This window comes from Bacillus sp. FSL W8-0116 (assembly GCF_038003825.1).
GTDB lineage: Bacteria > Bacillota > Bacilli > Bacillales > DSM-4216 > Bacillus_O > Bacillus_O smithii.
Genome location: NZ_JBBOPY010000001.1, coordinates 2,228,445 through 2,254,355 on the forward strand (window position 1 = coordinate 2,228,445; position 25,911 = coordinate 2,254,355).

The window sequence follows — 25,911 nt, forward strand, 5'->3', positions numbered from 1 at the left end:
TAATGGCAAGGAAACGTAATCGGTTTTTAAAATCACAGTGCTGTTTTTCATGTTAAAATGAACGTCGTCAGTGAATAAAGGAGGTTAATTACGTGAAAAAATCTGTAATTGCTCTAGCAGCCACAACGATGTTATCAGGTGCTTTTGTTGCCGATGCATCTGCTGCTTCGTACAAGGTGGAGCGAGGAGACACATTATGGAAGATTGCACGTGAACATCATACTACTGTAGATAAGTTAAAGGAAATGAATCACCTTTCCTCTGATTTAATCTTCCCAAATCAAGTCCTAACTACTTCGGATATACCTGAGTATTATACAGTTCAAAAAGGAGATACATTAAGCAAAATTGCCAAAGCTTACGGTATGTCTGTCCAAACTTTAAAATCAATCAATCAATTAAACTCTGATCTTATTTTCCCGGGAGATCGCATTGTATTAAACGGTTCAAAAGCAGTTCAGCAATCTGTTGAGAATAAATCGGTACAACAACCTGTTCAAAGTCAGGCTGCACAGCAACCTGTTCAAAATCAACAAGCTAATCAAACCGGTCAAACTGAAACAAAAGCGACAACAGCAGCTGTTCAACAGCAAAATACAACGGCACAACCAAGCCAGTCTATACAGCAATCTGAACAGCCGGCACAAAATGCTCAACAACCGGTACAAAAATCTCAACAATCAGCTCAGGAAGTTCAATCTCAGCCGGCACAGCAGTCTAATACACAACCAGACAATGCTGCTCAAGGAGAAACCTTTACTATGACGGCCACAGCTTATACAGCTAATTGCGGTGGTTGCTCCGGTGTAACAGCAACGGGAATGAACTTAAAAGCCAATCCGAATGCGAAAGTCATTGCGGTTGATCCGAGCGTCATTCCATTAGGAACAAAAGTATATGTTGAAGGATATGGTGAAGCGATTGCCGGGGACACTGGTGGAAGCATTAACGGAAACAGAATCGACGTTTTCGTTCCAAATGATCAACAAGCTCGTAATTGGGGAGTTAGAACGGTAACAGTAAAAGTACTTAAATAATAAGGAACCTAAATTGGAGGAGAGGAACCATGCCCTCCTTCGAAATCATTTGAGATGACACCCTTGATAGATGAATTGATTTTCCTGTTGGCATATGTGTTCTATTGTAGTAAAAGAGTAGATTTTGAAGCAGAATGAAAAAGACCAGTCATGCTGTTTGTATATGGATAAATGAATGAGAATACTCGTCCTTTTTGGATTCTCAATGGATAGCCACAAGGTTTAGGTTGGCTAGCTATTGAGAGTGGCAAAAGGACGAGTTTTTTTTATGGAATCCTTTTGATCGAAACAGAACCTGTAAAAGCAGCCTTTTAGATGAAAAACGAAACTTCAAATAAAAGGCTGCTTTCAAAATTCCATTGGAAATGTAAGATCGAGCCGGGGGCTTAATACTTTATTGATTTCACAATAAATGTTTTATTCTTTCACGGGATGCGTTTCGAATTTTCGGTTCATCATCAGTGCGATAAAGAGAGAAGGTATGACCGCTGCTGCCATTCCGGCAAACGCCAACCCAGCCGACTTGGAGTAGAGATAGCTTCCCAGAAAAGTGAAGACGCTGATGCTTAGCCCCATAGCTAGAGAGGCATAGATGCCTTGAGCCGCCGGAATGAGTCGATTGTCTAATTCCTCATTAAGAAGGCGTATAAATGCGTAATGGGCAAGTGCAAATGTAAGAGAATGCAGAAACTGGGTGAAAATAAACATCCATACTGTTGGTACAAGATAGACGAGCCCCCAGCGTACGATCGAAGCCGCCGCGGAAATGGCAAACATGCGAGAAGTGGAGACTTTTTGAAAAATGCGATCCGCCGTCATAAAGAACAATGTTTCAGCAAGGACGGCCAAGTTTAAAATCATGCCACTCCAAAAATCTCCGGCATTCAATTTTTGTAAATAAATAAATCCGTAATTATAGTAAGAGGCGTGGGCTCCTTGAATGAGGATACACACTACCATCGCCGCCATAAACCGTTTGGATTGAAACAGAGGACGATAGGAAACCGACTGTTCTTGGTGCTTGGCCATAAGCGATTTCGGCGTTTGGACATGAGCCGCAATGGTCATAAGACAACAACTGGCAAACATGGTCCAAAAAATAGAACTCTCACTGTAAAAAGACAAAATTGCTCCGACGGCTACTAGTGCGGTCGCATAGCCGATGGAGCCGAAAGATCGGCTGATTCCGTATTGAATTTGATCTGTCTTCATCATGATCGATCCTAGGCTTTCGGAAATTGCCAACATCATGGGATAGACAAAACTGAATAAAATCATGACCACCAAAATCCATCGGAAAGAGTGGACCGGCAAAAATAATAAAAGGATTAGTGCGGAAAGCAAGGAAATCATTTTCATTTCATGACCGATCGCCATTTTCTTGCTTAAAAATGGGAATACAAAAAATGTACTAAATGCGCGAATCAATAATCCGACCGCAATGATCGTACCGGCGGCTTGAATAGAAAGCCCTTTTTCATTAATCAGCCAAGTATTCCAATAAGGAGTAAATACTCCCCAAGTAAAAAAGAACAAGAAAAAATTAATCGACAACCAAGTTTGTGGTTTCAAAAGAATCCAACCTTCCTAGCATACTCTGAAAAAATTATATCGAAAAAGAAAAAGACTGTCATGAAATCGAGAATGTTTCCGAATTGCAAAAAAAGACGGACAAACCGTCTTTTTTAAAGGCTCTTACTTTAAATCTTTAATCGCCTCAAAAATTCTGAAAAGTACTTTAACTTTTTTTCTGGATTCTGCCTTTGGCAAGTAAGAAAGGTTGGTAATCATTTTTTTGATCTCCGGGTATTCTTCTACCATTTTTTCTACGCGCTGAAGTTCTGCTTCTTTTAATTTTTCCCGCAAAACTTCTGGAGTAGTGGAAGAGTATAAGTCTGAGGATTCAAAAAGCATTTCTGCGAAAAGATCAGAAGGGATTTCGTAAGCGGCTTTAAAATCTTTCAGCATGTCCGCGGTAATTTGAGCTCGACCATTTTCATACTTGGACAAAGCGGATTGCGAAAGCTTTAAACGAAAGGCTACTTCCTTTTGGGGAAGTTGTAAAATTTCTTCTCTATATTTCTTTAATTTTTCGTGAAAATGCATAAAGACCCACCTATGAAAGTTTTACCATGATTGATTATTAAGATAGCGATTTTTCTGTAAAAAGAACAAATAGTTTCCGGATTGAAATTATAAAATACATTCCATTAAAGAATAACGAGCTGCTTCGACATGTTTTTCCTATATGATGGGAATAAAGGAAAATATATCTATCACAAAGGACTTATTGCTCAAATATTTTAAATGGGAGGGGGCGAGATCGAGTGGAAAAGGAGCAATCTTTTCTTATTTTCAATGGAAAAAAGAAAAATAGGGATTGCGTTCAGTTATTGTCTATATGTGGTTTTTACGATGTCATCACCAATATTTACTCTTCTAAGAAATTTTTTTATCGAATCCGTAACACGAATTATGTTGAATTGCCTCTTCACGAAGGGTACGATTCCTTTCTGTTAACAGTGGGATGGGGGCTGGATGAGTGGACATTCAAAATGGAGATTTATTTAAATAAAAGGCTCATCAAACTATCAAACTTAAACGAACAGTGGGTACCGGAAAGAGTAGTAGAAAAGGTATTAACCAGTTTTTTGTTGAAAATTGGAGAAGTTTTCTATTTTATCGCGTATCTTCCTCACCAAAAGCATTGCCTTCAAAGAAAAACCAAATTCCAGCGCCGTGCTTCTCAGAAAGAACCTCACCGTTTATCAAGTTCTATTTATTTATCTTTAAATTTGATAACCCGGAACGATGCAAAAATTTAAAAAGAAACAACAAATTTCTTCAAATGACTTTCCCATTCAGTTCGAAACACCAGCATGGATTTATTCGTCTATCCAACTGTATCATTCCTTTTGTTGCTGCCAAACAGACAAGATGTTTCGTATGATGTACATAATGAGTCACGAAAAGGGATGATTAAGCGCATGAAGAAAAAATCAATCATTCATTTTTTTAGACGAAAGCAGATATTCACCCGATCATGACACCATTGTCTTTGAACACGAATATTTAATTTAAAGCGAGGCTGAAAGACGCCTCGCTTTTTTTCCTAGTTCCAGATTTTGATATAATGAAATGGGATGAAAGGGGGATTAAATTGAAACGCTTTCGAAATCTGACGCCCGTTTTTTTGTGCTGTTATTCGTTCTTTCCATGGCTGCATGCGAGAAAACACCGAGTCCGGAAGAACGGTTAGCTGATTATGTCAAGCTATGGAATGATCAGAAATTCAGCCAAATGTACCATGATTATTTAACGTCTTCCTCTCAAAAAAAATATAAAATAGAGGATTACGCAGATCGGTATAAAACGATTTATAGGGATCTAGACGTGAAGCATTTAAAAGTGACTGTGTTATCAGCAAAAGAAAAGGATTGGAAAGATGCTGACCGGGCAGAACTGCCGATTGACGTAAAAATGGATACTGCTGCCGGTCCGATTCATTTTAAAAAGAATGTCCATTTGAAACTGGAAGAAAAAGAAGGAAAAAAGAATTGGTACGTCGATTGGAATACAACCTATATTTTCCCTGAGCTTGGAAAAGGAGACAAAGTCCGGCTTGAAACCGTCGAGGGAAAACGCGGCGAAATATTTGACCGAAATGGCAATGCCTTAGCCATTAATTCTAAAGGTTATGAGGTAGGGATCATTCCTAAACAATTTGGTCATGATGCCGGAAAAAAAAGTAAGCTTGCTCATTTGCTTGGGGTTTCTGTCCATTACATCGATCAACAGTTAAGCCAAAGTTGGGTGAAACCCGATTATTTTGTGCCGCTAAAAGATGTTTTGTATGATGATGGAAATATCAATCAATTGTTGAGTATTCCGGGCGTGCTGGCTAATGAGAAGCTTATTCGAGAATATCCTTATCATCAAGCTTTGGCCCATTTAACCGGGTATGTTGGTACCATCACAAAGGAGGAATTAGCAAAGCAAAAGCAAAAAGGATATAAGGAAGGCGATTGGATAGGAAAGCGTGGCTTGGAGGAGCTGCTTGAAGACAAACTGCGAGCGACAAACGGCCAAAAAATAGTGATTGAAAAATCGGATGGCAATCAGGTTGTTCTCGCCGAAACGAAAGCAAAGAACGGCAAATCCGTGAAATTGACGATAGACGCCGAATTGCAAAAAATCATATACAACCAAATGAATGGACAACCGGGGACCGCTGCGGCTATTGATCCTAAAACCGGGAAGGTTCTTGCCCTTGTAAGTTCGCCGGCCTTTGATCCAAATGAATTTATTTCAGGATTGTCTGAGAGCCGTTATCAACAGATGCAAAATGATCCGGCCAAGCCTTTTTTGAATCGGTTTGCAGCTACTTATGCTCCCGGTTCCTCCATCAAGCCGATTACAGCGGCGATTGGGCTGAAAACAGGAAAGCTGGATCCGTTTAAAGCGCGCAATATTAAAGGGCTCAAATGGCAAAAAGATGCTTCATGGGGAAATTATCACGTGACTCGAGTGACAGACCCGGGGAAGCCGATAAATCTGGAAAGTGCCCTCGTTTATTCGGACAACATTTATTTCGCCCAAACGGCTTTAGAAATTGGAAAGCAAGATATGGAAAATGGGTTGAAGAATTTTGGATTTGAAACCAAGTTGCCGTTTGCTTTTCCTATCCGCTCTTCGCAGATATCGAACAGTGGCCATTTTGACAAGGAAAGGCTATTAAGCGACTCCGGATACGGCCAAGGTGAATTGTTAGTCAGCATGCTTCATTTGGCTTCCATGTACGGAGGCATTGTCAATCAAGGCACAATGATGAAGCCGATTTTGTATAGCGATGAAAAACCGCAAGTATGGAAAAAAGACTTGATCTCTCAAGAAGATGCAAAAATTCTGCAGAAGGATCTGAGGCTTATCGTAGAAAAAGGAACGGCAAAAAAAGCGAATCATCCGTCTTTAAAACTGGCAGGAAAGACCGGAACGGCTGAATTAAAATCCAATTTTGGACAATCGGGAAAAGAGAATGGTATTTTCGTTGCCTATGACCAAAACAAGCCGAATATGGTTCTCGCCATTTTAATGGAAGGAGTCAATTCCAGAGGCGGCAGCAGTTCTGTTGTTCAATTATCCAAAAATATCTTTCTTCAATGGGAACAAATGAACCCTCTATAAAGAAAAAAAGGGGCAGTTTCAAAAGAAACCGCCTCTTTTTTAGGAATATCATTTTGCATACCATCCTTTTAAGAAGGAACAACAGTAGATATAAAGCCTTAAAAAGTGTGTTTTACTACATACTATAGACTGACAAAGAGATCCCTTTAGCGACACGAAATTAGCATTACGTGAACGCCATAAGATAACATATTCTCCAATTTATGTTGATCATACAGAAAAAAAGTAATAATAATTACCAATATTATACAAAAATATGATCTATATAAATTGAAATAAAGGTTTTCTCCCGTTCCACGGCGAATAAATACAAAGAGAAAATAGGGGAACGGAGAGAAAATATGATGCCAAATCACAAAGACGAGATCGAAAAGTTGTCCACTGCCATGAAAGAAGCAAAAAGTAAACGAGCATATGAACGCTACCAAGCGATTTATCTTCATTTGCAGGGATATACCAAAGGAGAAATCGCAACGATTATTGGTCGATCCAAGAAAACTATTTATAACTATATTCATGCCTACGCCCAGCGCGGTCTTGATGGACTGGAGATGAAATACTCACCTGGCGCCCCACGTCGATTGACCCCTGAGCAGGAAAAAGAGCTGGCTTTGATCATTGAACATCAGCTCCCCGTAGATGTGGGATTCGAAGCAAAATATAATTGGACGCTTGCGATAATCGCTGAACTCATTCAACAAAAGTGGGGGCCAACATACACGCTTCGCGGAACAAGTGACATTCTGCATCGGTTAGGGCTAAGCTATACGAAACCGACCTATACACTAGCCAATGCCGATGAAGAGAAACAAAAAGAATTCGTCGAAATCACCTTCCCTGAAGTAAAAAAAAACTGGTAGATGGGAACATCGCCCATGTCCTCTTTCAAGATGAGTCGATGATTCGTGATTACCAAGCGATTCAAAAAACATGGTTTGTCAAAGGAAAACAACGAATCATTCCGACGTTTGGAAAACATCAAGGGCTGAAGCTGATTGGCACGTTGAACTACGAAACAGGGGAAGTGTTTTGCATCGAAGAAGAATGCTATGACGCGGAAACATTTCTTCGATTTCTTCAACTTGTGTTAGAACGCTATCCCACAGGCAAAATAGTGATGATTTTAGATAACGCTCGAATTCACCATGCCAAACTCATTCAGCCATTTTTAAAAGAACACGAAGATCGGTTAGAGCTCGTCTTTTTGCCACCATACAGTCCGCAATTGAACTTGATTGAAGGGCTATGGAAATGGCTGAAATCAGACGTGATTTACAACGTGTTCTATTCGAGTGTGCAAGAAATTAGAAAGAATGTCCAAGCCTTTATTCAGCGAATCAACCAGAAACCAGAACAAACGATCGATCGTTTGTGTGTTCAGTTGTAAATCTTTAATTCAACTTATATATTTTTAGTAGATTTGGATAAATATGTCCTTTTTACCTTTTGATTTTTGTCGCTCTATGATAGTATATTGCTGTGTGTTGTTAAGAATATTCGACGAAATGTATGAAATTTCCAAAAGGAAATGACGAAAACATATCGAAACAGAAGTGTAGATCATTTTATTCTACAATTTTACACAGAATTAAAAAATTTTCAACTATTAATCTGTTAATATGACACCGAAAAAACCGATATTAAACGTGAATATTCAATTAGGGAGGCACAAAATGAGAAAAGCATTATTTACTTTGTCCACAGCTGCGATTATCTCAGCAGGATTTGCTTCAAAGAGCGAAGCAGCTATTATCAATTATCAAGTTCGATCCGGAGATACATTATACAGCATTTCAAAAAAATATAATACAACGATTGATTCTATTAAAAACTTAAACCATTTGTCTACAAATACGATTTACGTTTCTCAAGTTTTAAAAATTGATGACGGGAAGAGTTCAACGCAATCTCTCAGCACCAGCTCGTCCAGCACGTCCTCTGGCACCGCTACATACACCGTGAAATCTGGAGATACACTTTCCCAAATTGCAAGAGCTTATGGGACTACCGTCCAAAATTTGAAAAGCTGGAACGGTTTGAGTTCTGATACAATTTATCCAGGACAGGTTTTAAAAGTGAAAGCTTCTGCTGCAGCTAGTTCAAGCTCGGGGGCTCAATCTTCCGGAACAACCAACTCCAATTCCTCTTCAGGTTCTAAAACCTATACCGTTGTTAAAGGCGACACACTAACCAAAATAGCTTCTAAATATGGTACAAGCGTTTCAGCAATAAAATCAGCCAATCACCTTTCTTCTGACAACATTTACGTTGGCCAAAAACTTATCATTCCTAGCGGCGCGGCAAATAGCAGTTCCATAGAGCAAACTGGAAGCAACGTCAATACCGCAGTGGTTGCGGAAGCAAAAAAATATATTGGCGTCCCGTATGTTTTCGGAGGTTCTTCTCCATCGGTAGGATTTGATTGCAGCGGGTTTGTCTACTATGTATTTAACAAAGTCGGAAAAAGCATCCCACGAATCAGTGCGGAAGGATACTACAGCCGTTCCTACTATGTCTCCAACCCACAACCTGGTGATCTTGTCTTTTTCGATAATACATACAAACAAGGCGTCTCTCATATGGGAATCTACATTGGAAACAATCAATTTATTCATGCCGGAGGAGACCAAGTTCAAATCAGCAGCTTGAGCAATTCCTATTATCAAAGCCACTTCGACAGCTTCAAGAGATTTTATTAATTAGGAATAAGCCTGACCCTTTAAAACTTTGTGTAGAAGGGAGTTCCATGAATTGGATCCTGCCCTTTAGGTGAATGGGTCAGGCTTTTTAATGAAGTCGCGATTCAGGACTATGGAAAAATGTATGGACAAAATGATCTATAAAAGAAAGTGGTCCAAATCAAGGAAGTTTTGAATCTATGATTGTGTAGAATACGAGAGACCCCTAACAGGAAATGTTGTGCATCGGACGGATGTTTCCTGCTAGGGGTCTTTAATAGTGAGTGGTTCTTTGATGGGAATGATGGATTCCAATCCATTAATTTAGGTTTAATTGGTCTTTAAATATTTGGGAAAGGCGCTGTTTTTCTGAATCGGAAACGATATAGTAGTATACACCGTTTATTTTGGTACCTTCTCCTTTTATTTCGTTTTGCTGAATATGATTTCGGGCTGCTTTGTAATTTTTTTGGATTTTCATCATATCATCCATTGTTAAATTGGTTTTTACATTTTTTTGTAATGCGTTTAAAATATCACCATATTTCCATAAGGAAGAGAAATCAATCCCTTTTGCGAGAATTCCTTCAAGGATTTGTCTTTGACGAAGCTGCCTTCCAAAGTCTCCGCGAGGATCATCATAACGCATGCGAGAATATTTTAAAGCTTGTTCGCCGTTTAAATGCAATGTACCTTTCGGAAAATGTTCTCCTTCATAAGTAAAATCCAAATCGTTTTGTACCGTTACTCCGTCCACTGCATCGACAATATCTTTAAATCCTTCCATATTGACTTTAATGTAATAGTCGATCGGGATATCCAAAAATTTTTCCACTGTTGCAATCGACATCGGTACACCGCCAAAAGCATAGGCATGATTGATTTTATCTTCCGTTCCTTTTCCGACAATTTCTGTTCGCGTGTCTCGTGGAATGCTTAAAAGTTGAACAGACTGCTTTTTCGGATTGACGGCGGCTAAAATCATCGTATCGGAACGCCCTGTATCGTTTTGCCGCTCGTCTACACCTAATAACAGAACGCTAAACGGATCTTTGTTATCCAGCGACACCGGATGTGTACGTTTATTAGCTTGATCATGAGCAATCGGTGCATGCATGCTTTCTACCGCTTTGTTCACAGAATGGTAGATGGAGTACGCGTACACACCGGCACCCGCTAAAAGAATGGCTAAAACGGTAAGTAAAATTTTTAAACCGCGTCTTTTCTTTTTTTTATGTTTATGTCTATCGCTTCTCATATTCTCTTAAATCCCTTTCCTTCTAGTTTCTTCTCTATCTACAAGAATATCAAATATTACTGAAAGAACAATAGAAATGGTCATGATTTTTACTTTTTAGAGCATGGGCTGGTTCAAAAATTCAAGTGATTTTGAAGGAGCTGCGAATACTGTGAAAAGAATGTGCCATGGCGGAAAAAACAAATGAAATGTTATTCTATGTAGGTAAATTGAGGCATTAGATGAAAATATTTCTTGTCAAAGTAAAAGGTTGTGGTACAATAAAAGAGTAATGTTTTCCGTTTTGTAATGTTCGAGAGAGAATGAGGCGACGGTTGGTGATGGCCGAAAAGGCACCTGCATGTATACACATGCAGGTGCCTTTTTCTTTCCCTTTAAAAAGTCTGTAATATCTGTACTATGGATCCATAAGGAAAATGACCGTACCCGTTGAGGTTGAATAGGATGTTTGAGAACAGAGAATAAGAAAAGGGGAACGGGGAAAGCCAATGACTCCCAAAAAGGATTTTTCGTTTTAACGAAATGAACTGGAAATGGTGATGAAGTCGGACAGATTTATTTCCTGATTAAATGGAAAGTCTTAGGTTCATTCAGCTATAAAAGAGGAGATAAGTCCAAACTTAAGGTTATGGTTTAAAGCTGGAGGAGGGAAGAATCGGGAAGAATCCCCCCTAATGGAAGTTTCACTGTATCCCGCATTAAGGGGCAGTAAATCCCCTTCTCAGGATTGGCAGGGAAGAAATAAACTTGTAGGGTCTAACTGCCCCTAAAGGCCCGATTGGTTCAACTAACCATCAGAAGGGGAAGAAAAACCCCCTTCTGATGGAAGTTTCACTGTATCCCGCATTAAGGGGCAGTAAATCCCTTTCATAGGATTGGCGGGGAAGAAGAACCCTTGAGGACTAACTGCCCCTAAAGGCCCGATTGGTTCAACTAACCATCAGAAGGGGAAGAAAAACCCCCTTCTGATGGAAGTTTCACAATATCGGCTAGTCCTGTTTTTGGATTACAACAGCCTTCCAAGAAGACAAGTCAGGAGCAGATTTTTTTATATTGTTTTTCGGAAAAATAAAGGTCCACGGTTTTGTTGTATTTGGCTTGATTTCCAATTGACCGATATTGAATTGCCCTTCAGCCGCAATGGCATCGTTCGCATCGATAATTCTCAGCGGAAGTTGTTGTATTTGAATCGCTTTTTCGTAGCCGTTTCGGATCAAGAGAGTCACGGCCAAATCTCCCGATTGCAGCATTTTGGCTTCTAATCCCATAAAATTGAGTTCATTTTTCTTTGGAGGCTCCAATTGGCTAACGAGCTGTTGAAGCTTTTTCTTTTCTTCGTCAGGCAAACTTTGTTCCCAAGAAGGTTCTAAATCGAGTTGATGTTGTTTTGTGCTTAAATCGAAGGCGAGTGTCCAGCCTTCTTTTTGCAGATGATCTTTCAACAAAGACTCTTTAGGGAAAACAAAAGTCCACGGTCGGCTGCTTTCGGCCGGGATTTCTCCTGCATCATGAAGGTTAAAGGTGTGTTTAGCCATAACTTCCCGATTTTCATCTAATAGAATAAGGGGAACTTCTTCCAATTGGATCGGCTTTTTTAATGAATTACGAATAAAGGCGGTCACCGAAAGCCCTTCGGGTGTTTCTTCCCATTGAATGCCGGACAGAGAAAGTTGATTGGGCTTCAGTGTTGGCAGCTCATTATTTAAAAAACGAAATACATAGTATTGTTCTTTTGAAACATTCCATAACGGGTGGATGGAAAGTTCGGTTTTCACTTCTGAATCTTGATCTCCTTGTTGTGGAGAGTCGACTAATTCAGCGGAGTCGATGGTATTAGTCAAGCCTTCTAATTGGATATCTTCTTTCTTTTTTTTTCGAAATAATGGAAACATGATCAGCTACTCCTTTGTTTGCATCTCTTTTAAAAAAGCGGCGATTCTGACAGAGATCTCTTTTTCAATTTCATGGTACGTTTCTAAAAAGATTTCATATCCTTCTTTTTGGTAAAGCCTCATAGGATCTTCTTGTTGATACGATCTTAATCCGATTCCCTCTTTCAGACGCGTCATGCTTTCCATATGATCGATCCAATGTCGGTCAATGACAGAAAGCATAATTTCTTTTATATAACTGGCCCATTCTGCAAAATTTAATTGTTCAATTCGTTTTTTGTAAGAAGCAACGGCAGGGAAGACGGCTTCTTCCACATCCTTCAGATCTTCCAATCCTTCCGGCAAGTTGACAGTCTCACCGGGAATGAACGATTGAATCGTCGAAAGCAATTGATTCAGACGCCAATTATCCGGTGTTTCTGTCTCCGGACAAAGTCGTTGTATTTGTTCTTTTACAGCCGAATCAATCATTTCAAAATATAGTTTCAACAGATCGCTTTCATCAATAATTTTATTTCTTAGTCCGTAAATGACATTTCGCTGCATGTTAATGACATCGTCCAGTTTTAAATTGTATTCACGCACAGAAAAGTTTGAGCCTTCCACTATTCGCTGAATTTTGTTGACAAACTCGTCCATTTTTTTATTTAGCACTAAGCCGGTAGAATCGGTTTCGATTTTTTTGGATAATTTTTCCATTTCTTTGGAGGCGAAGCGCTGGAACATGTCATCTTCTAATGAAATAAAAAACTGGGTGGAACCGGGATCACCTTGGCGGCCGGCGCGCCCTTTTAGCTGATTATCAATTCTTCTGCTTTCATGCCGCTCTGTTCCGATGACATGAAGGCCCCCAAGCTGGGCGACTCCCTCTTCCAAAATAATATCTGTCCCGCGTCCAGCCATATTGGTGGCGATCGTAATCTGTCCTCGTTGTCCGGCTTTGGCAATCAGCGCTGCCTCTTGATCAGCGCTTTTAGCGTTCAACAGTTCATAGTCTAAATGCTCTTGGTCCAAATACTTCGCCAGTTTTTCCGACTGAAGAATGGAAGTAGTCCCGATTAAAACCGGCTGTCCTTTTTCATGGCGCTTTTTTACTTCTTTCGCTACAGCGGTGTATTTATCGTGTATCGTTTTATAAATCCGGTCCGGCAAATCGATGCGTTGTTTTGGTTTGTTGGTGGGAATTTGAATGACTTCCATATTGTACACTCGAAGGAATTCTTGTTCTTCCGTTTTTGCCGTTCCGGTCATCCCCGATAAATACGGGTACATACGAAAATAGTTTTGGATGGTAATGGACGCTTGAGTTTTGTTTTCTTCTGTAATTTCCAGCCCTTCCTTAGCCTCGATAGCTTGATGAAGTCCGTCGCTCAGCGTTCTTCCTTCCATGATGCGGCCTGTAAAACTATCCACGAGAAAAATTTTGCCGTCTTTCACAATGTAATCTACGTCGCGTTTAAACATGACATGGGCACGTACGGCTTGGATGACATAATGGTACAGTATTTGATGTTCCAAGTCGTACAGATTATCGATACCGAAGGCATTTTCCACTTTCTCAATTCCTTGATCGGTTAAGCTGACCGCTTTTGTTTCCATATCGAAGGAATAATCCTCTTCGTTTTTGAATTTTTTTGCCAATTGAGCTGCAATATAATGCAATTCAGAACTTGCCCTTACTTTACCCGCGATAATGAGCGGTGTTTTTGCTTCATCGATTAATATACTGTCCACTTCGTCGATAATGGCAAAATGATAAGGGCGTTGGACTCGATCTTCAGCCCGGGTAGCCATATTGTCACGCAGATAGTCAAAACCAAATTCTGTTCCGACGCCGTAAGTGATATCGGCAAGATAGGCCTGTTTTTTTTCGCTTTGCTCCATAAGCGGTAAATTTAATCCCACTGTTAATCCAAGGAATTCATGGATAGGGCCAATGATTTCGCGATCGCGCTTTGCTAAATATTCATTGACGGTAATGACATGGACACCTTTTCCTTCCAAAGCTCGTAAATAGCTGGGAAGGGAGGCTACCAATGTTTTTCCTTCACCGGTAGCCATTTCAGCAATATTGCCTTCGGTCAATACAAGGCCGCCGATCAACTGGACATCGTAATGGCGCATGCCGAGAATCCTTTTGGCTGCTTCTCTGACTGTCGCAAAGGCTTCGACTTTAATATCATCAATCGTTTTTCCGTTTTGCAGCTGTTGTTTAAACCAAATGGTTTTTTGCTGTAATTCTTGGTCTGAAAGTTTTTCAAACTCTGGTTCTATCTCGTTGATTTTCTCAACTAATTTATAATATTTTTTCAATCTTCTTTCGTTCGCATCGACCATATTTTTGATAAGTGAGATCATATTAGGTACGCTCCTTGAAGAAAAATCCTAATCTTCTATTATATTAATATCTTACCAGAACCAATGCTTTTTTACTATAAACAGTACAAGATGTAAAATAAAGGTCGAGAACAAGATGTAAAATAAAGGTCGAGAATAAAAGAAAAATAGCATGAAATGAATTTTTAAAGAATTTGATATAGATATTATGACCAATCCGTTTTATAATATTGAAATTGAAGTGGTGGAAATTCTTTGCAGAAGAAATTTTCCAAATGAGAGATAGAATACCGATTTTTTTGAATGCAATAACAAATTTTGCAATGAACTTTAGTTGCTTTTTTGGGCATGCTAAGAAAGAGGAGGTACGGCATGGTTTACCTTACCTTTGTACTATGTTTTATCGCTTCGCTTCTGCTGACTCCTTTGGCGAAGAAGCTGGCGATCGCTATCGGAGCTGTTGACAAGCCTAATTACAGAAAAGTGCATCAGAAAATAATGCCCCGTATGGGTGGTTTGGCGATTTTTTTAAGTTTTCTTATTGGACTTTTGGTTTTACGTCCGCAAGATCCTTATAACTGGCCGATTATAATTGGCAGCTTTATTATTGTCCTTACAGGATTACTGGATGACAAGTTTGAGCTTTCGCCAAAACTTAAACTAGCTGGTCAGCTGCTGGCAGCCATTGTCGTGGTCGTGATCGGCGGGGTGCATGTGGAATTTATTAATTTGCCTTTCGGAGGCCAATTGGAATTTGGATTGTTAAGCGTTCCGCTAACCATTTTATGGATCGTCGGTGTGACCAACGCCATTAATTTAATCGACGGATTAGATGGACTGGCTGCCGGGGTTTCTTCGATCGCTTTAATTACCATTAGCTTTATGGCTTTTCTTAAAGGCGACGCATATGTCATGAGTATTGCACTCATTTTGCTTGGCAGTACATTAGGTTTTCTGATTTACAATTTTCATCCTGCCAAGATTTTTATGGGAGATACAGGAGCTCTCTTTTTAGGATATATGATGTCCGTTGTGTCGCTGCTTGGATTTAAGAATGTAACAGTTCTTTCATTTGTCATCCCTGTTATTATTCTCGGGGTGCCAATTTCCGATACGTTTTTTGCGATTATTCGCCGTTTTATCCATAAGAAGCCACTCTCAGCGCCTGATAAATCTCATTTGCATCATTGTTTGTTGCGAATGGGATACACCCACAAACAAACGGTGCTGATCATCTATGCCATTTCAGCCATGTTTGGACTGGCAGCCATTATTTTTTCAATGGCTACCATATGGGGGGCTCTTCTGTTTGGCGCTATTTTGATTATAGGAATTGAACTTTTCGTCGAAAGTGTTGGCTTAGTCGGATCCGATTACCAGCCGTTGTTGAGATTAGTCATGAGAAAAAGCAGATAATCCAATTTCGCTTAGAAGCGGAAAAAGAAAAGGGTGTCCTGAAAGCAAGCTTTTGGGGCACCTTTTTTTATCAATAAATGGGTTAGAAATACTCTTGATATCGGTGTAATCAAGTAGCTTGGCTTTGGCTTTGCGAAGTATAAAAAGCGCGGCAGAGCGTAGCGTGGTCGCGGTGAATTTTACCGATATCATACGTTGTTTTTGTACGATTTTGTATGAGATGCATAATACGAGTCGTAAGCTGATCTTCCCATAATGGGGATTGATCAACCTTAGGAAAAAGGAGAAGGAACGGTGGTTGCTTCCTTTTATATTAAGGAAATTCCATTTTTCTTTCTGACGGTCATTATAATTGCAATGTTAAGTTAATGGCTAGAAATGGGATCTGAAAACAGATAAGAAATGGGATAAAAAAGACTGTCGCAAAAGGCTCCATTGAGGGCCTTCACGACAGTCTTTTTTAGTTAATACCTAATTGACGTTTTAAAATTCGTTTTGTCACTTCCAGTTCAACATCATCTAGCTTATAAATATAAGCACCGTTATTCGGATCATGACCGTCCGTTCCCTTTAAGGTTAAATGGTCTATTTTTAAGTCGCCGGATGTACCGAAGCTAACGAGCGACTTCATCTGAGAGAACGAAAGGTTTGTTTTCATATTTTGTCCGACTGCTTCAATTACGTCCGGATACTTAGTGACTGCATTGACGGATTTGGCTTTTTTGACAATCGCCTCTAAAATCATCTGCTGACGTTCGCCGCGCATAATATCGTTGTCATGTTTTCTTGTTCGGGCCAACGCCAAGGCTTCTTCTCCGCTGAGATTATGAACTCCGGGCGTTAAATGGACGGGTTCTGAGTCGGTTGAATTTTTTTCAGTGAATTCATACGGTACTTTTACTTTCACTCCGCCTAGAGCATTTACCACATCCACAAAACCTTTGAAATTCATTTTGACATAAAAGTCTACCGGAACATCAAGCAAGTGTTCTACTGTATCGATAGTTGCCTGAGTTCCTCCATAGGCATGAGCATGGGTAATTTTTTGCTTTTCTCCAATAATGGGAATATACACATAAGAATCACGAGGGATGCTTAACAGTTTTACACTATGATTCTTTCTATTTAGTGTTGCGAGAATCAGAGCATCTGATCTTGTCTTTTGTTTGAAATCGGGACTTCTGTCATCCACTCCTATAAATAAAATGCTGATATTGTCCTTGCTAGGATCCACAGCTTTATCTCTCAAATCAGATTTTTCAACAGCTGGGTCATAAGAATCGGTAAAAACCGTTTCTGCTTTTTTATATAAATAGGCTCCATAACCTGCTGCTGTAGATGCCACTAGAATGAAGGGGAGTAGTAGAAAGAACATGATTCTTCTTCGTCGTTTTCTCCGGTTTCTCCGTTCTCTGATCTGCTGTCTCTGTTCAGCCATACCATTGCTCCTTTTGCGAATAATGAAATAAAGCGAAATCAACAAATTTTTTCAAATTTCAACAAGTCTTCTAAACTCCATTTTACTATGAAGAAGCATTGTTCGTAAATTATTTTATGGAAATCGCTTAATAGACTTTGTTTATTTTCAAAAATTCTGCAGAAAAAATAGGTCTCCTTTTTGAAGGAAACCTCTCCATACAGATCGGAAAAACAAGCGGCATGGTCGGAAGCTCATAAATAAGATTAAATGAAATAGGACTTTTACCGGTGTTAAAAAAGGAAACAGGGATTTTCTTTGATGAAGAATTTGACGTACAGACCGGGCACCTGGAAGTTCATGATTGGCATGTTTAAGCTGAGTTTCTGGAGAAAGTTTTTAAACTGAATGTAAAGAGCTTCAGCTTTGTTACATTTCGATATCCTTTTCTAAATAAAACATATCGCCTTCCGTAATGGCTGCCTGTCCATTCGTCAGCTCAGTCATCCACTTTTTGAACGTTTCTTTATCTCCTTCTTCGACAAATGTTTCAATGGTGACTCGGTCCAAGTAATGAATATCTTTTATATCATAAACTGAAGACCTTAACTCATTTTCTACTTTTCCGAGAAGGTGGTAATCCAATGTAGTATGCATGACCCTCGTCAATCTTCGTTCGACAATACCGGTATGGTTAAGCCCCTCGGAGACTGATTTGCTGTAGGCACGAATTAATCCACCGGCCCCTAGCTTGATTCCTCCGAAGTATCTGGTAACCACTACGACTGTATCTTTTAAATTTCGTTTTTTAAGCACTTCCAGCATCGGAACACCTGCGGTACCACTCGGCTCACCGTCATCATTTGCTTTTTGAATCTGATCATGCTCGCCGATCATGTAGCAAGAGCAATTGTGAGTGGCGTTCCAATGCTTTTTTTTGATTTCCGCGATAAAATTTATTGCCTCTTCTTCTGTTTCCGCTCGATTGACGTGGGCGATAAACCGTGACTTTTGTATAACAATTTCGTGTTCTCCATATCCTTTTACTGTATAGTAATTAGGAAGCAAAGCTCTCACTCCATCATGTTTCATTTTCAAAATAAACGGGTACCGACATCCTTATGATATAGAAAAATCTTCTTTGTGCAAACGAAAAGCCTCTGAAATACAAATATAGAAAAAACCCGTGGTGCTAGTTGAGTGTCAGCGCTCAACCAGCCCTAGTGTGACCAAGGAATAAGCCAACAAGATGCCATCGAGTGCCACTTCAAACCCGGCCATGGAATTCGCTCGAATGTCGGTGATCCGGTATTGGTCTACGAGAATCGAAAACACCGTCTCGATGACTTTGCGTTTTTTCCTGATCCATTCTTCCCATGCCTTGGATGGGCCGTGCTTTTGATTGTGTCGAGACGGTGTCCAGAACGCGGCTTGGTGTTCTTCGTACAGCTTTTCTCGAAGAGCGTGGCTGATGTACCCTTTGTCCCCAAAGTTGTAGGGATGAGGGATTTGAGTCATCACCGTTTCAGCGGCTTTGACGTCGTGGCAGGACGCTTCCGTCACGACATAGCCCATGGCCAGCCCTTGATTGGTCACTTGAAGATGCAGCTTGAAACCGTAGTACCATTGCTTTTTGGAAGCACAATACCCCATATCCGCGATCCCTCGAAACCGCTTGACGCGCTGCATTCTTGCGGGATGGCACAACGGAAGAGGCAAGCTGTCGACGACCGCATAAGCATGGTGTTGGCCACGTTTCGCCAGCTCATGACGGATCCATTTGATGGCGAAACCAAGCGCCCGGCAGCGGCGGTTGTATCGGGAGCGTTCAAGAAACGAGCCGTTTGTGAACAAATTTCCCGTGACAAAACGATGCCAGGCTCGTTCGGAAGAAAAGCCCAGCAGCTTCCCCAAAAGGTGAACCGCCATGACCACTTCGTCTTCTTGCTTGACCAAGTGACGGTTGCGGCGATGAAGATACATTTGAATCAACGACAGTTGGGCAGAAACAAAACAGAAAATAGCGGCATATTGTTTTTGAAGTTTGGCTGGATCTGTAGTAAAATGAAAGTGCTCTTGCATGGGGGATCTCTCCTTTCGAATGTTGGGTGACACTTTCATTCTACTGGAGATCCGCCAGCAAGGGCTATTTTTATGCTTGTCTGAGTTTTATCTAGCACCACGGGTTAGAAAAAACATTTAATCTATTGGTAACCAAACTTTAATCCTATGCAAAATATGACATGATATAATGGAATTGTCTGTAAAAGTGATTGTATTTTTACCAGGAGATTTTGCTTACTTTTTATTCAGCAGTTCAAAGGTTGCAGATGAACAAATATCATTTGTTTTTAAAATCAGTAACCACGAGGAAGGCTTAAACAGTTTTAAATAACTTATAAAAAGTTATAAAATTTTTATTTACTTTAATTTTTTCATGCTATATTTAATTTAAGGAGGAATATAGCATGAGATATTATAGCATTCATGAATTTTCCAAATTAATCAATCGAACGCCACAAACTTTAAGAAATTGGGACAAAAGTGGAAAATTAAAACCACATCATACTGGCTCAAACGGCTATAGATATTATTCTCACGATCAACTTAAAGAGGTACTTGGTATTAAAGAAACTAGTCAAAAAGTGGTTGGTTATTGCAGAGTTTCTTCTAATAAACAAAAAGATGATTTGCAAAGACAAGTTGAAAATATGAAAAAATATTTAGAATCGTTAAATGTTGAATATGAAATCATTCAAGACATTGGTAGTGGGATTAATTACAAGAAAAAAGGTTTGCGTCAACTAATCAAAATGATAAATAACAAAGAAGTAGATAAAATAGTAGTATTCCATAAAGATAGGCTTCTTAGATTTGGTTTTGAATTGGTTGAGTATATGGCAAACCTTAATGGGTGTGAGATTGAAGTTTTAGATAGCAATGAAAAAACAGATGAACAAGAACTTGTAGAAGATTTAATACAGATTGTTACAGTATTTAGTTGTAGATTACAAGGAAAACGTGCTAATAAAACTAGAAAGTTAGTAGATGAATTAATTGAGGAAAATGAGGAGTTGCTAAATGATAAAGTCAATAAAAGGGATGTTGAAACCAAATAATAAGCAAAAAACTAAATTATTTCTATATGCGAATACAGCTAGATTTGCTTATAATTGGACAATTGCAAAGCAACAAGAAAATTATCAAAATGGTGGTAAATTCATCAATGATTCAACTTTGAGAAAACAGTTTACTCAAATGAAAAAGCTTGATGAATTTAATTGGCTGAATAATGTAAGTAATAATGTAACGAAACAAGCTATTAAAGATGCTTGTGATGCTTACAAACGATTTTTTAAAGGACTATCAAAATATCCAAAATTTAAAAGGAAAAAGAAATCTATACCTAGTTTTTATCAGGATAATGTGAAAATCAAATTCACAAAAACACATGTTAAAGTAGAGGGATTTGCTTCAAGTAAAAAGTCGAATAAACAAAAGATAAATTGGATTCGATTAGCAGAAAAAGGACGTATTCCATTTGGTGAAAATGTTAAGTATATGAATCCTCGATTTACATTTGATGGTTTGAATTGGTGGGTATCTGTTGGAATAGAAACAGATAGTGATTATTCTCCTTCAAAAACAGAAGGGATAGGTATTGACTTAGGAATAAAAGATTTAGCTGTTTGTTCTGATGGTAAAGTTTATGGAAATATTAATAAAACAAAAAGAATTAGGCAATTAGAAAAGAAAAAGCGCAGGTTGCAACGTAAAATTTCAAGAAAATATGAAAAAGGAAGGGAGGGAAACCGTTACAGGAAAACCAACAACATTATAAAAAGTGAAAAGCAACTTTTAAAAGTTTCACGAAGACTAACGAATATTCGTCATAACTACATACATCAAATCACTTCTGAAATCGTAAACAGAAAACCAATGTTTATTGTTTTAGAAGATTTGAATGTAAAAGGTATGATGAAAAATAAACATTTAGCTGAATCTGTTCAACAACAGTGTTTCCATGAATTTAGAAGACAAATTGAATACAAGTCAAATTGGAATAATATTCGCTTCATTTTGGCGGATAGATGGTTTCCAAGTTCTAAGTTGTGTTCTTGTTGCGGAAAAGTTAAAAAAGACTTGAAGTTATCCGATAGAACTTTTGAATGCGAATGTGGAAATATTGTTGATCGAGATTATCAAGCGTCTATAAATCTTAAAAAATATGGTGAAAATGTTTTAGAATCTGCATCTTAACAATGCAAGTTAATGCAGACATGTACCGATTCGTTAGTCGGGAATTTACGACTTTGGAGTGTTACACCAAATGCAAGTAGCGATCTGTTTAATAGATAGACGTGAAAGCAGACACGATGAAGAAGTAATGAAACATAAAAGTTGTAGGAAATTATAACTTTTTATAAGTTTTCTGTAACGGATGTTTCATTTACGCTTAGGAGTTCAATGCACCTAAGTTTTCGAATATCAGGGACTGACTGTAAAGAGCCATAACTATGGCTTTTCAGTCGGCCCCATTTTTTTATGCCTGTTTTCAAGAATATATCGAGGACTTTTGAACGGTGGGATACATTTCCTCTCTCTTTATCATTCTACCACTTTACTAAACTAAAGAATTTGTTGTAAAATAGTAAAGTCAAATCAAGATCCCGATGAAAATGATCGTTTTTTCTCAATAAAGGAAGAAGGATTGGTTTTGAGATAATGAATCAGAAAGGTGAGCAGAATGAACAATAAAAAATGGGGATTATGGATTTTAACCATGTTTGTTGTTGGAAATATGGTAGGAGGCGGCGTTTTTATGCTTCCAACTAATTTGGCCCAAGTGTCCAGTCCGTGGGGGGCCACTCTCGCCTGGATAGCAACCGGGCTGGGGGTTTTTATGATTGCGCTCGTATTTGGAAATTTGTCTATTCGAAAACCGGAGCTGAAAGCGGGGCCGCAAAGCTACGCGCAAGCGATGTTTTCTTCGCCTAATGCCGGACGGGTTGCCGGCTACAGCATGGCGTGGGGATATTGGGCAGCCAACTGGGCTGCGACCGCTTCGGTCATCATTTCTTTTGCCGGTTATTTAACTACCTTTTTCCCGATCATGCAAAGCAAAAAACTTTTATGGTCAGCCGGATCGTTTCAATTGGAAGTGGGCAAACTGATCACTTTTTTAGTGTGTACGGTGATGCTGTGGGGAATTCAATGGATTCTGACTCGCAGCTTTGACGGTGCCGGGAAAATCAATTTAACGGCGACTGTTGCGAAAGTGCTTGGATTTACCTTATTTGTCGTTTTGACTATTTTTGCTTTTGATCAAAGCAACTTGGGAAATGCCAAACATTTTGTGGATTCGACCGGAAAGGCAGTGTCTTTGGGCGGACAAATCAATGGTGCAGCTATTTCCGCGTTGTGGGCTTTTATCGGCATCGAATCGGCCGTAATGCTTTCCAACCGGGCAAAGTCGCAAGGAGATGTTAAGAAAGCAACCCTTTTAGGATTATTGATTTCGATGCTGATTTATATCGGGATTACACTGCTGACGATGGGGGCTCTCTCTCAAGATGAACTGAGAGAATCGCAAAAACCGCTTGTCGATGCTTTAGGACAAGTGATTGGAAGCGGCGGTACTTATATTATGGCAATTTTAGCGTTAATTTCTTTGTTTGGATCGACTGTAGGCTGGATTGTCGTCAGTTCCGAAGTGCCTTATCAAGCGGCAAAAACGGGACTATTCCCTGCTTTTTTCGCCAAAACCAATGGAAAGGGAAGTCCAAGAAACTCTTTAACCCTCACCAATTTGATGACGCAGATTTTCTTGTTTTCGACCATATCCCATACGGTGAACCGAGCCTATAATTTTGTCATTGTAGTGGCGACGTTGGCCTATTTGATTCCGTATCTTGTGTCTGCCGTCTATCAATTAAAGTTGGTGATTACCGGAGAAACTTATGGCTTAGCGCAAGGAGCACGGAGAACAGACGGCGTGATTACCGTTCTCGCATTGGTGTACTCCATTTGGGTCATTAAAACAGGAACGGCTGATATGAGAACTTTCTTGCTAGGCATCGGTCTATTTGTGGTCGGATTGCTGCTGTATCCGTTCATTATGAGAAATCCGCAGCCGATCAACAAAGAAGCAGAAAGCCGGTTATAACATTGTCATGAAAGCCGTATAGGAGAAAAGAATGACCGTCAACAGGCGGTCATTCTTTTTAGTGCGATTCCAATTTTCATTTATCTTTTTGTTTTCATATGGTTAGAAGCGTGGTCAAAGCCGATTTCTTGGAGTGCCTGCTGAAGGTCGGAGCGGGTTTCCAGCTCTTCTCCGATTTCGATGCCGAGTTCGATCATCGTATCGGCGATCTCCGGACTGATTCCGGTTAAGATGGTGGAACATCCCAACAGTTTAATCCCTCTCACAATTTTAAAAAGATGGTTGACGACAGCGGTGTCAACGAAGGGAACTCCGGAGACGTCAATAATTAATTTGCGCGCTTTAAACTCTTTCACTTTAAAAAGAGTCTTCTCGCGAATTTTTTTCGCTCGATATGTATCGACAGTGCCCACAATCGGAAGAATGCATATTTTATCGGTGATAGGTATAACGGGCACGGACAACTCATCGACGGTCTCGCGCTGGCTTTTCAGCAATTCGTCTTTATATTGAACATAATAAGCTGTGTAGGAGTTAATCATCATATCAATAATATTATTGACTTTCCGTTCGAGTGAAAAAAACTCATCGATGACCAGACCGGTGCCGGTTTGTTGATAAAAGGAATGAATGGCCTCCCAAATCATGCTCCGGGAAGATTGGAAAAATTCCCAAGCCAGATGAATGGGAAAATCGGTTTTGGCCCTTGATGTACCAAGCTCTTTCGACCAGTCCATGATTTCTTCCGCTTTAATTTCCGGAATGCTTCTTACGACAAGGCTTATAAAACGCTTACAATGATTGAACTGCTTCTGCGTCGCTGCTTACGTGAAAGTGATTATAATAGCTTTTATGTTCTTGTAAATATTGAACCCATTGTTTCGCATATTGATCGATGTTTTGAATTAAAAATTCAGTTAACTCATTTTCTAAAGAAATTGTTTTCGCCATAATATCCCTCCTGGAGAATGGATCTAAATGCCGGATGCCTTTTGGAAAGTGCAAACAAAAAGCAGTTCCTTTTCCTTCTTCGCTTTCTACTTGAACGAATGCATTATTGTTTTGCATGGCTGAAAACACTTGCGCCACTCCCATTCCCGTTCCGTCTTCCTTTAAACTGAAGAAAGGGGTGCCGAGCATTCGTAATTTATCCTTCGGGATGCCGACGCCGGTATCCGCAATTCTGATATGGACTCCTTCATGATCTTCATACTGTTCAATCGTCAAGATTCCACCTTTGGGCATCGCTTCGATCGCATTTTTCACAATGTTGAAAAGCGCTTTTTTGATTTGGCCCTTTCTCCCCGTAATGACGGCGCTTGGATGTTCCAACTTTTTGACGACTTTAATGTTATAAAGCTGGTTTTGAAACAGAAGCAAAATCGATTCAATTTCAGCGGCGATGGAAAACGTGGTTCGTTTTTCTTGATCAAATTCCGGTTTGGAAACGCTCATGAGCTCATTTAAAATGGTAATCGCCCGTTCCAGCTCGCTTTGAGCAATTTCGATATACTCTGGTTTATAGGATTGATCCAATAATTGCAAAAACCCTTTTACAGCTGTTAAAGGGTTTCTTACTTCATGAGCGATGCCGGCTGTCATCTCACCGATGGAAGTTAATAAGCTCTCATTCCAATTATGGTGATTTTCTACATTCTTCAGCTGATCAAGGCTGAAGATATACAAATAATGACTTGAGGGCGGATGACCAATGCCTTTATGGAACAAAAAAAGATGAGGTCTGGAGTGAACATGAGCGACAAATTGTTCGCAAGTCCCGCCTATGCAATCGTGCAGCTTTTTGCTGATCTCTGGATGGGAAAAGCACTGAAAAATATTTTTCGGTTCGGACTGGCTGTTATGTCCTGTTAATTTCTGTGCCTTGTCGTTCATATATTCAATTTGGCCGTCCGGCTTAAGCAGAATCAAACCATAGTGTACTTCTTCATGTTTCAATTGTTTATTAATGATGGTTCCCCTGCCTTTCATTTAACCACTTCACGGCGCGGATTCTCGTTCCTATGTTTTCTTTACTGGTGATTTCAAATTCATCCATTAACCGCTGTACTCCGGATAAACCGAGGCCGAGCCCTTTTTTGGAACGTATCTCACTTTTCAGAACTTTCTCAATCTCTTTGATTCCCGGCCCTTGGTCGATTGCCACAATTTCAATTCCGTAATTGGGAACGGGAATAATAAAAATTTCCCCTTTTGCCGCGTAATAGATAATATTACGTGCCAATTCCATGATCGAAACGACCAGCTTGGTTTGTTGAATTTTGTCCAGTCCAAATTCTTCCGCCACTTTTTTTCCGATGGAACTGGCCATATACACATCTCTTTCATCATCAATCGCTACTCTGTACACATTTTCTTCGTCCTTTGCTCTTACTGGTAGTCGATCAGAGTGTAAGCGGATACCCTCACTGCCGCTTATTGGAAACTACAGATCAAGATTAATTCTATCAAAATAACTGGTTTTATCTAGTATTTTTTTTGAAAAAATCAAAAAATAAAATCATGATC

General features: G+C 39.6%; 20 protein-coding genes. 9 read left to right on the forward strand and 11 right to left on the reverse strand.

Going from position 1 to position 25,911, the window contains the following annotated elements; translation table 11 throughout:
• Positions 1–92: 92 nt before the first annotated feature.
• Positions 93–1,037, forward strand: coding sequence for a LysM peptidoglycan-binding domain-containing protein (locus N1I86_RS10665; protein WP_341096240.1), 945 nt, complete (start codon positions 93–95; stop codon positions 1,035–1,037).
• Between the two features lie 417 nt (positions 1,038–1,454).
• Here N1I86_RS10665 and N1I86_RS10670 read toward each other — a convergent pair whose 3' ends face one another.
• Both N1I86_RS10670 and N1I86_RS10675 read right to left on the reverse strand, forming a co-directional pair.
• Complete coding sequence (locus tag N1I86_RS10670) at positions 1,455–2,609, reverse strand: MFS transporter (protein ID WP_004439603.1); 1,155 nt, start codon at positions 2,607–2,609, stop codon at positions 1,455–1,457.
• A gap of 123 nt (positions 2,610–2,732) precedes the next feature.
• The gene (locus N1I86_RS10675; protein WP_004439606.1) at positions 2,733–3,143 is read right to left on the reverse strand and encodes a helix-turn-helix domain-containing protein; all 411 of its coding nucleotides are present in this window, start codon (positions 3,141–3,143) and stop codon (positions 2,733–2,735) included.
• A 221-nt stretch (positions 3,144–3,364) separates the two neighbouring features.
• Between N1I86_RS10675 and N1I86_RS10680 the strand changes: the two genes are divergently transcribed.
• The 4 genes from N1I86_RS10680 to N1I86_RS10695 all read left to right on the forward strand — a co-directional run bounded on the left by N1I86_RS10680 (position 3,365) and on the right by N1I86_RS10695 (position 8,920).
• On the forward strand, positions 3,365–3,862 hold the full coding sequence (locus N1I86_RS10680; protein WP_004439609.1) for a hypothetical protein: 498 nt from the start codon (positions 3,365–3,367) through the stop codon (positions 3,860–3,862).
• A gap of 370 nt (positions 3,863–4,232) precedes the next feature.
• Positions 4,233–6,221 carry a penicillin-binding transpeptidase domain-containing protein gene (locus N1I86_RS10685; protein WP_341096245.1) on the forward strand — a complete coding sequence of 663 codons (1,989 nt, stop codon included), beginning with the start codon at positions 4,233–4,235 and terminating at the stop codon, positions 6,219–6,221.
• 341 nt (positions 6,222–6,562) lie between these two features.
• Positions 6,563–7,608 (forward strand): IS630-like element ISBs2 family transposase gene (locus N1I86_RS10690; RefSeq protein ID WP_076611651.1). Its coding sequence is split into 2 segments (ribosomal slippage): positions 6,563–7,066 and positions 7,069–7,608, totalling 1,044 coding nucleotides; the frame shifts between segments, so codons are not numbered across the junction.
• A 286-nt stretch (positions 7,609–7,894) separates the two neighbouring features.
• Positions 7,895–8,920: a C40 family peptidase gene (locus N1I86_RS10695; RefSeq protein ID WP_341096246.1), complete on the forward strand. Its 1,026-nt coding sequence runs from the start codon at positions 7,895–7,897 to the stop codon at positions 8,918–8,920.
• A 298-nt stretch (positions 8,921–9,218) separates the two neighbouring features.
• Here N1I86_RS10695 and tagU read toward each other — a convergent pair whose 3' ends face one another.
• From tagU to secA2, 3 genes are all read right to left on the reverse strand, one after another.
• Positions 9,219–10,157, reverse strand: a complete 939-nt coding sequence (tagU, locus tag N1I86_RS10700) for a polyisoprenyl-teichoic acid--peptidoglycan teichoic acid transferase TagU (protein ID WP_048622545.1) — start codon at positions 10,155–10,157, stop codon at positions 9,219–9,221.
• Between the two features lie 989 nt (positions 10,158–11,146).
• A complete protein-coding gene (locus tag N1I86_RS10705; protein WP_270583246.1) occupies positions 11,147–12,049 on the reverse strand; it encodes an accessory Sec system S-layer assembly protein in 903 nt (300 codons plus the stop codon).
• 6 nt (positions 12,050–12,055) lie between these two features.
• Entirely contained in the window at positions 12,056–14,407 is a 2,352-nt protein-coding gene (secA2, locus tag N1I86_RS10710) for an accessory Sec system translocase SecA2 (protein ID WP_340396758.1), read from the reverse strand.
• 351 nt (positions 14,408–14,758) lie between these two features.
• On the opposite strand from secA2, the gene N1I86_RS10715 reads away from it, so the two are divergent.
• Positions 14,759–15,802, forward strand: coding sequence for a glycosyltransferase family 4 protein (locus N1I86_RS10715; protein WP_004439633.1), 1,044 nt, complete (start codon positions 14,759–14,761; stop codon positions 15,800–15,802).
• Between the two features lie 460 nt (positions 15,803–16,262).
• Here the strand turns inward: N1I86_RS10715 and N1I86_RS10720 are convergent, their stop codons facing one another.
• The 3 genes from N1I86_RS10720 to N1I86_RS10730 form a co-directional block, all read right to left on the reverse strand.
• Positions 16,263–17,240, reverse strand: a complete 978-nt coding sequence (locus N1I86_RS10720) for an LCP family protein (protein WP_341096249.1) — start codon at positions 17,238–17,240, stop codon at positions 16,263–16,265.
• A gap of 408 nt (positions 17,241–17,648) precedes the next feature.
• On the reverse strand, positions 17,649–18,287 hold the full coding sequence (locus N1I86_RS10725) for a YigZ family protein (protein ID WP_341096251.1): 639 nt from the start codon (positions 18,285–18,287) through the stop codon (positions 17,649–17,651).
• Between the two features lie 135 nt (positions 18,288–18,422).
• On the reverse strand, positions 18,423–19,301 hold the full coding sequence (locus tag N1I86_RS10730) for an IS982-like element ISGsp1 family transposase (RefSeq protein ID WP_004439648.1): 879 nt from the start codon (positions 19,299–19,301) through the stop codon (positions 18,423–18,425).
• A 386-nt stretch (positions 19,302–19,687) separates the two neighbouring features.
• Between N1I86_RS10730 and N1I86_RS10735 the strand changes: the two genes are divergently transcribed.
• The 3 genes from N1I86_RS10735 to N1I86_RS10745 all read left to right on the forward strand — a co-directional run bounded on the left by N1I86_RS10735 (position 19,688) and on the right by N1I86_RS10745 (position 23,385).
• Positions 19,688–20,338 carry an IS607 family transposase gene (locus tag N1I86_RS10735; RefSeq protein ID WP_341095540.1) on the forward strand — a complete coding sequence of 217 codons (651 nt, stop codon included), beginning with the start codon at positions 19,688–19,690 and terminating at the stop codon, positions 20,336–20,338.
• Positions 20,301–21,479, forward strand: coding sequence for an RNA-guided endonuclease InsQ/TnpB family protein (locus N1I86_RS10740; protein ID WP_003353565.1), 1,179 nt, complete (start codon positions 20,301–20,303; stop codon positions 21,477–21,479). Before N1I86_RS10735 ends, N1I86_RS10740 begins: the two co-directional genes overlap by 38 nt.
• Positions 21,480–21,966: 487 nt before the next feature.
• The gene (locus tag N1I86_RS10745; protein WP_328201215.1) at positions 21,967–23,385 is read left to right on the forward strand and encodes an amino acid permease; all 1,419 of its coding nucleotides are present in this window, start codon (positions 21,967–21,969) and stop codon (positions 23,383–23,385) included.
• A gap of 80 nt (positions 23,386–23,465) precedes the next feature.
• Here N1I86_RS10745 and N1I86_RS10750 read toward each other — a convergent pair whose 3' ends face one another.
• The 3 genes from N1I86_RS10750 to N1I86_RS10760 are packed head-to-tail and all read right to left on the reverse strand — an operon-like array spanning position 23,466 to position 25,753.
• Positions 23,466–24,122, reverse strand: coding sequence for an STAS domain-containing protein (locus tag N1I86_RS10750; RefSeq protein ID WP_341096254.1), 657 nt, complete (start codon positions 24,120–24,122; stop codon positions 23,466–23,468).
• A gap of 55 nt (positions 24,123–24,177) precedes the next feature.
• The gene (locus N1I86_RS10755) at positions 24,178–25,374 is read right to left on the reverse strand and encodes a HAMP domain-containing sensor histidine kinase (RefSeq protein ID WP_341096256.1); all 1,197 of its coding nucleotides are present in this window, start codon (positions 25,372–25,374) and stop codon (positions 24,178–24,180) included.
• A complete protein-coding gene (locus N1I86_RS10760) occupies positions 25,349–25,753 on the reverse strand; it encodes an anti-sigma regulatory factor (protein WP_003352660.1) in 405 nt (134 codons plus the stop codon). Before N1I86_RS10760 ends, N1I86_RS10755 begins: the two co-directional genes overlap by 26 nt.
• Positions 25,754–25,911 lie beyond the last annotated feature (158 nt).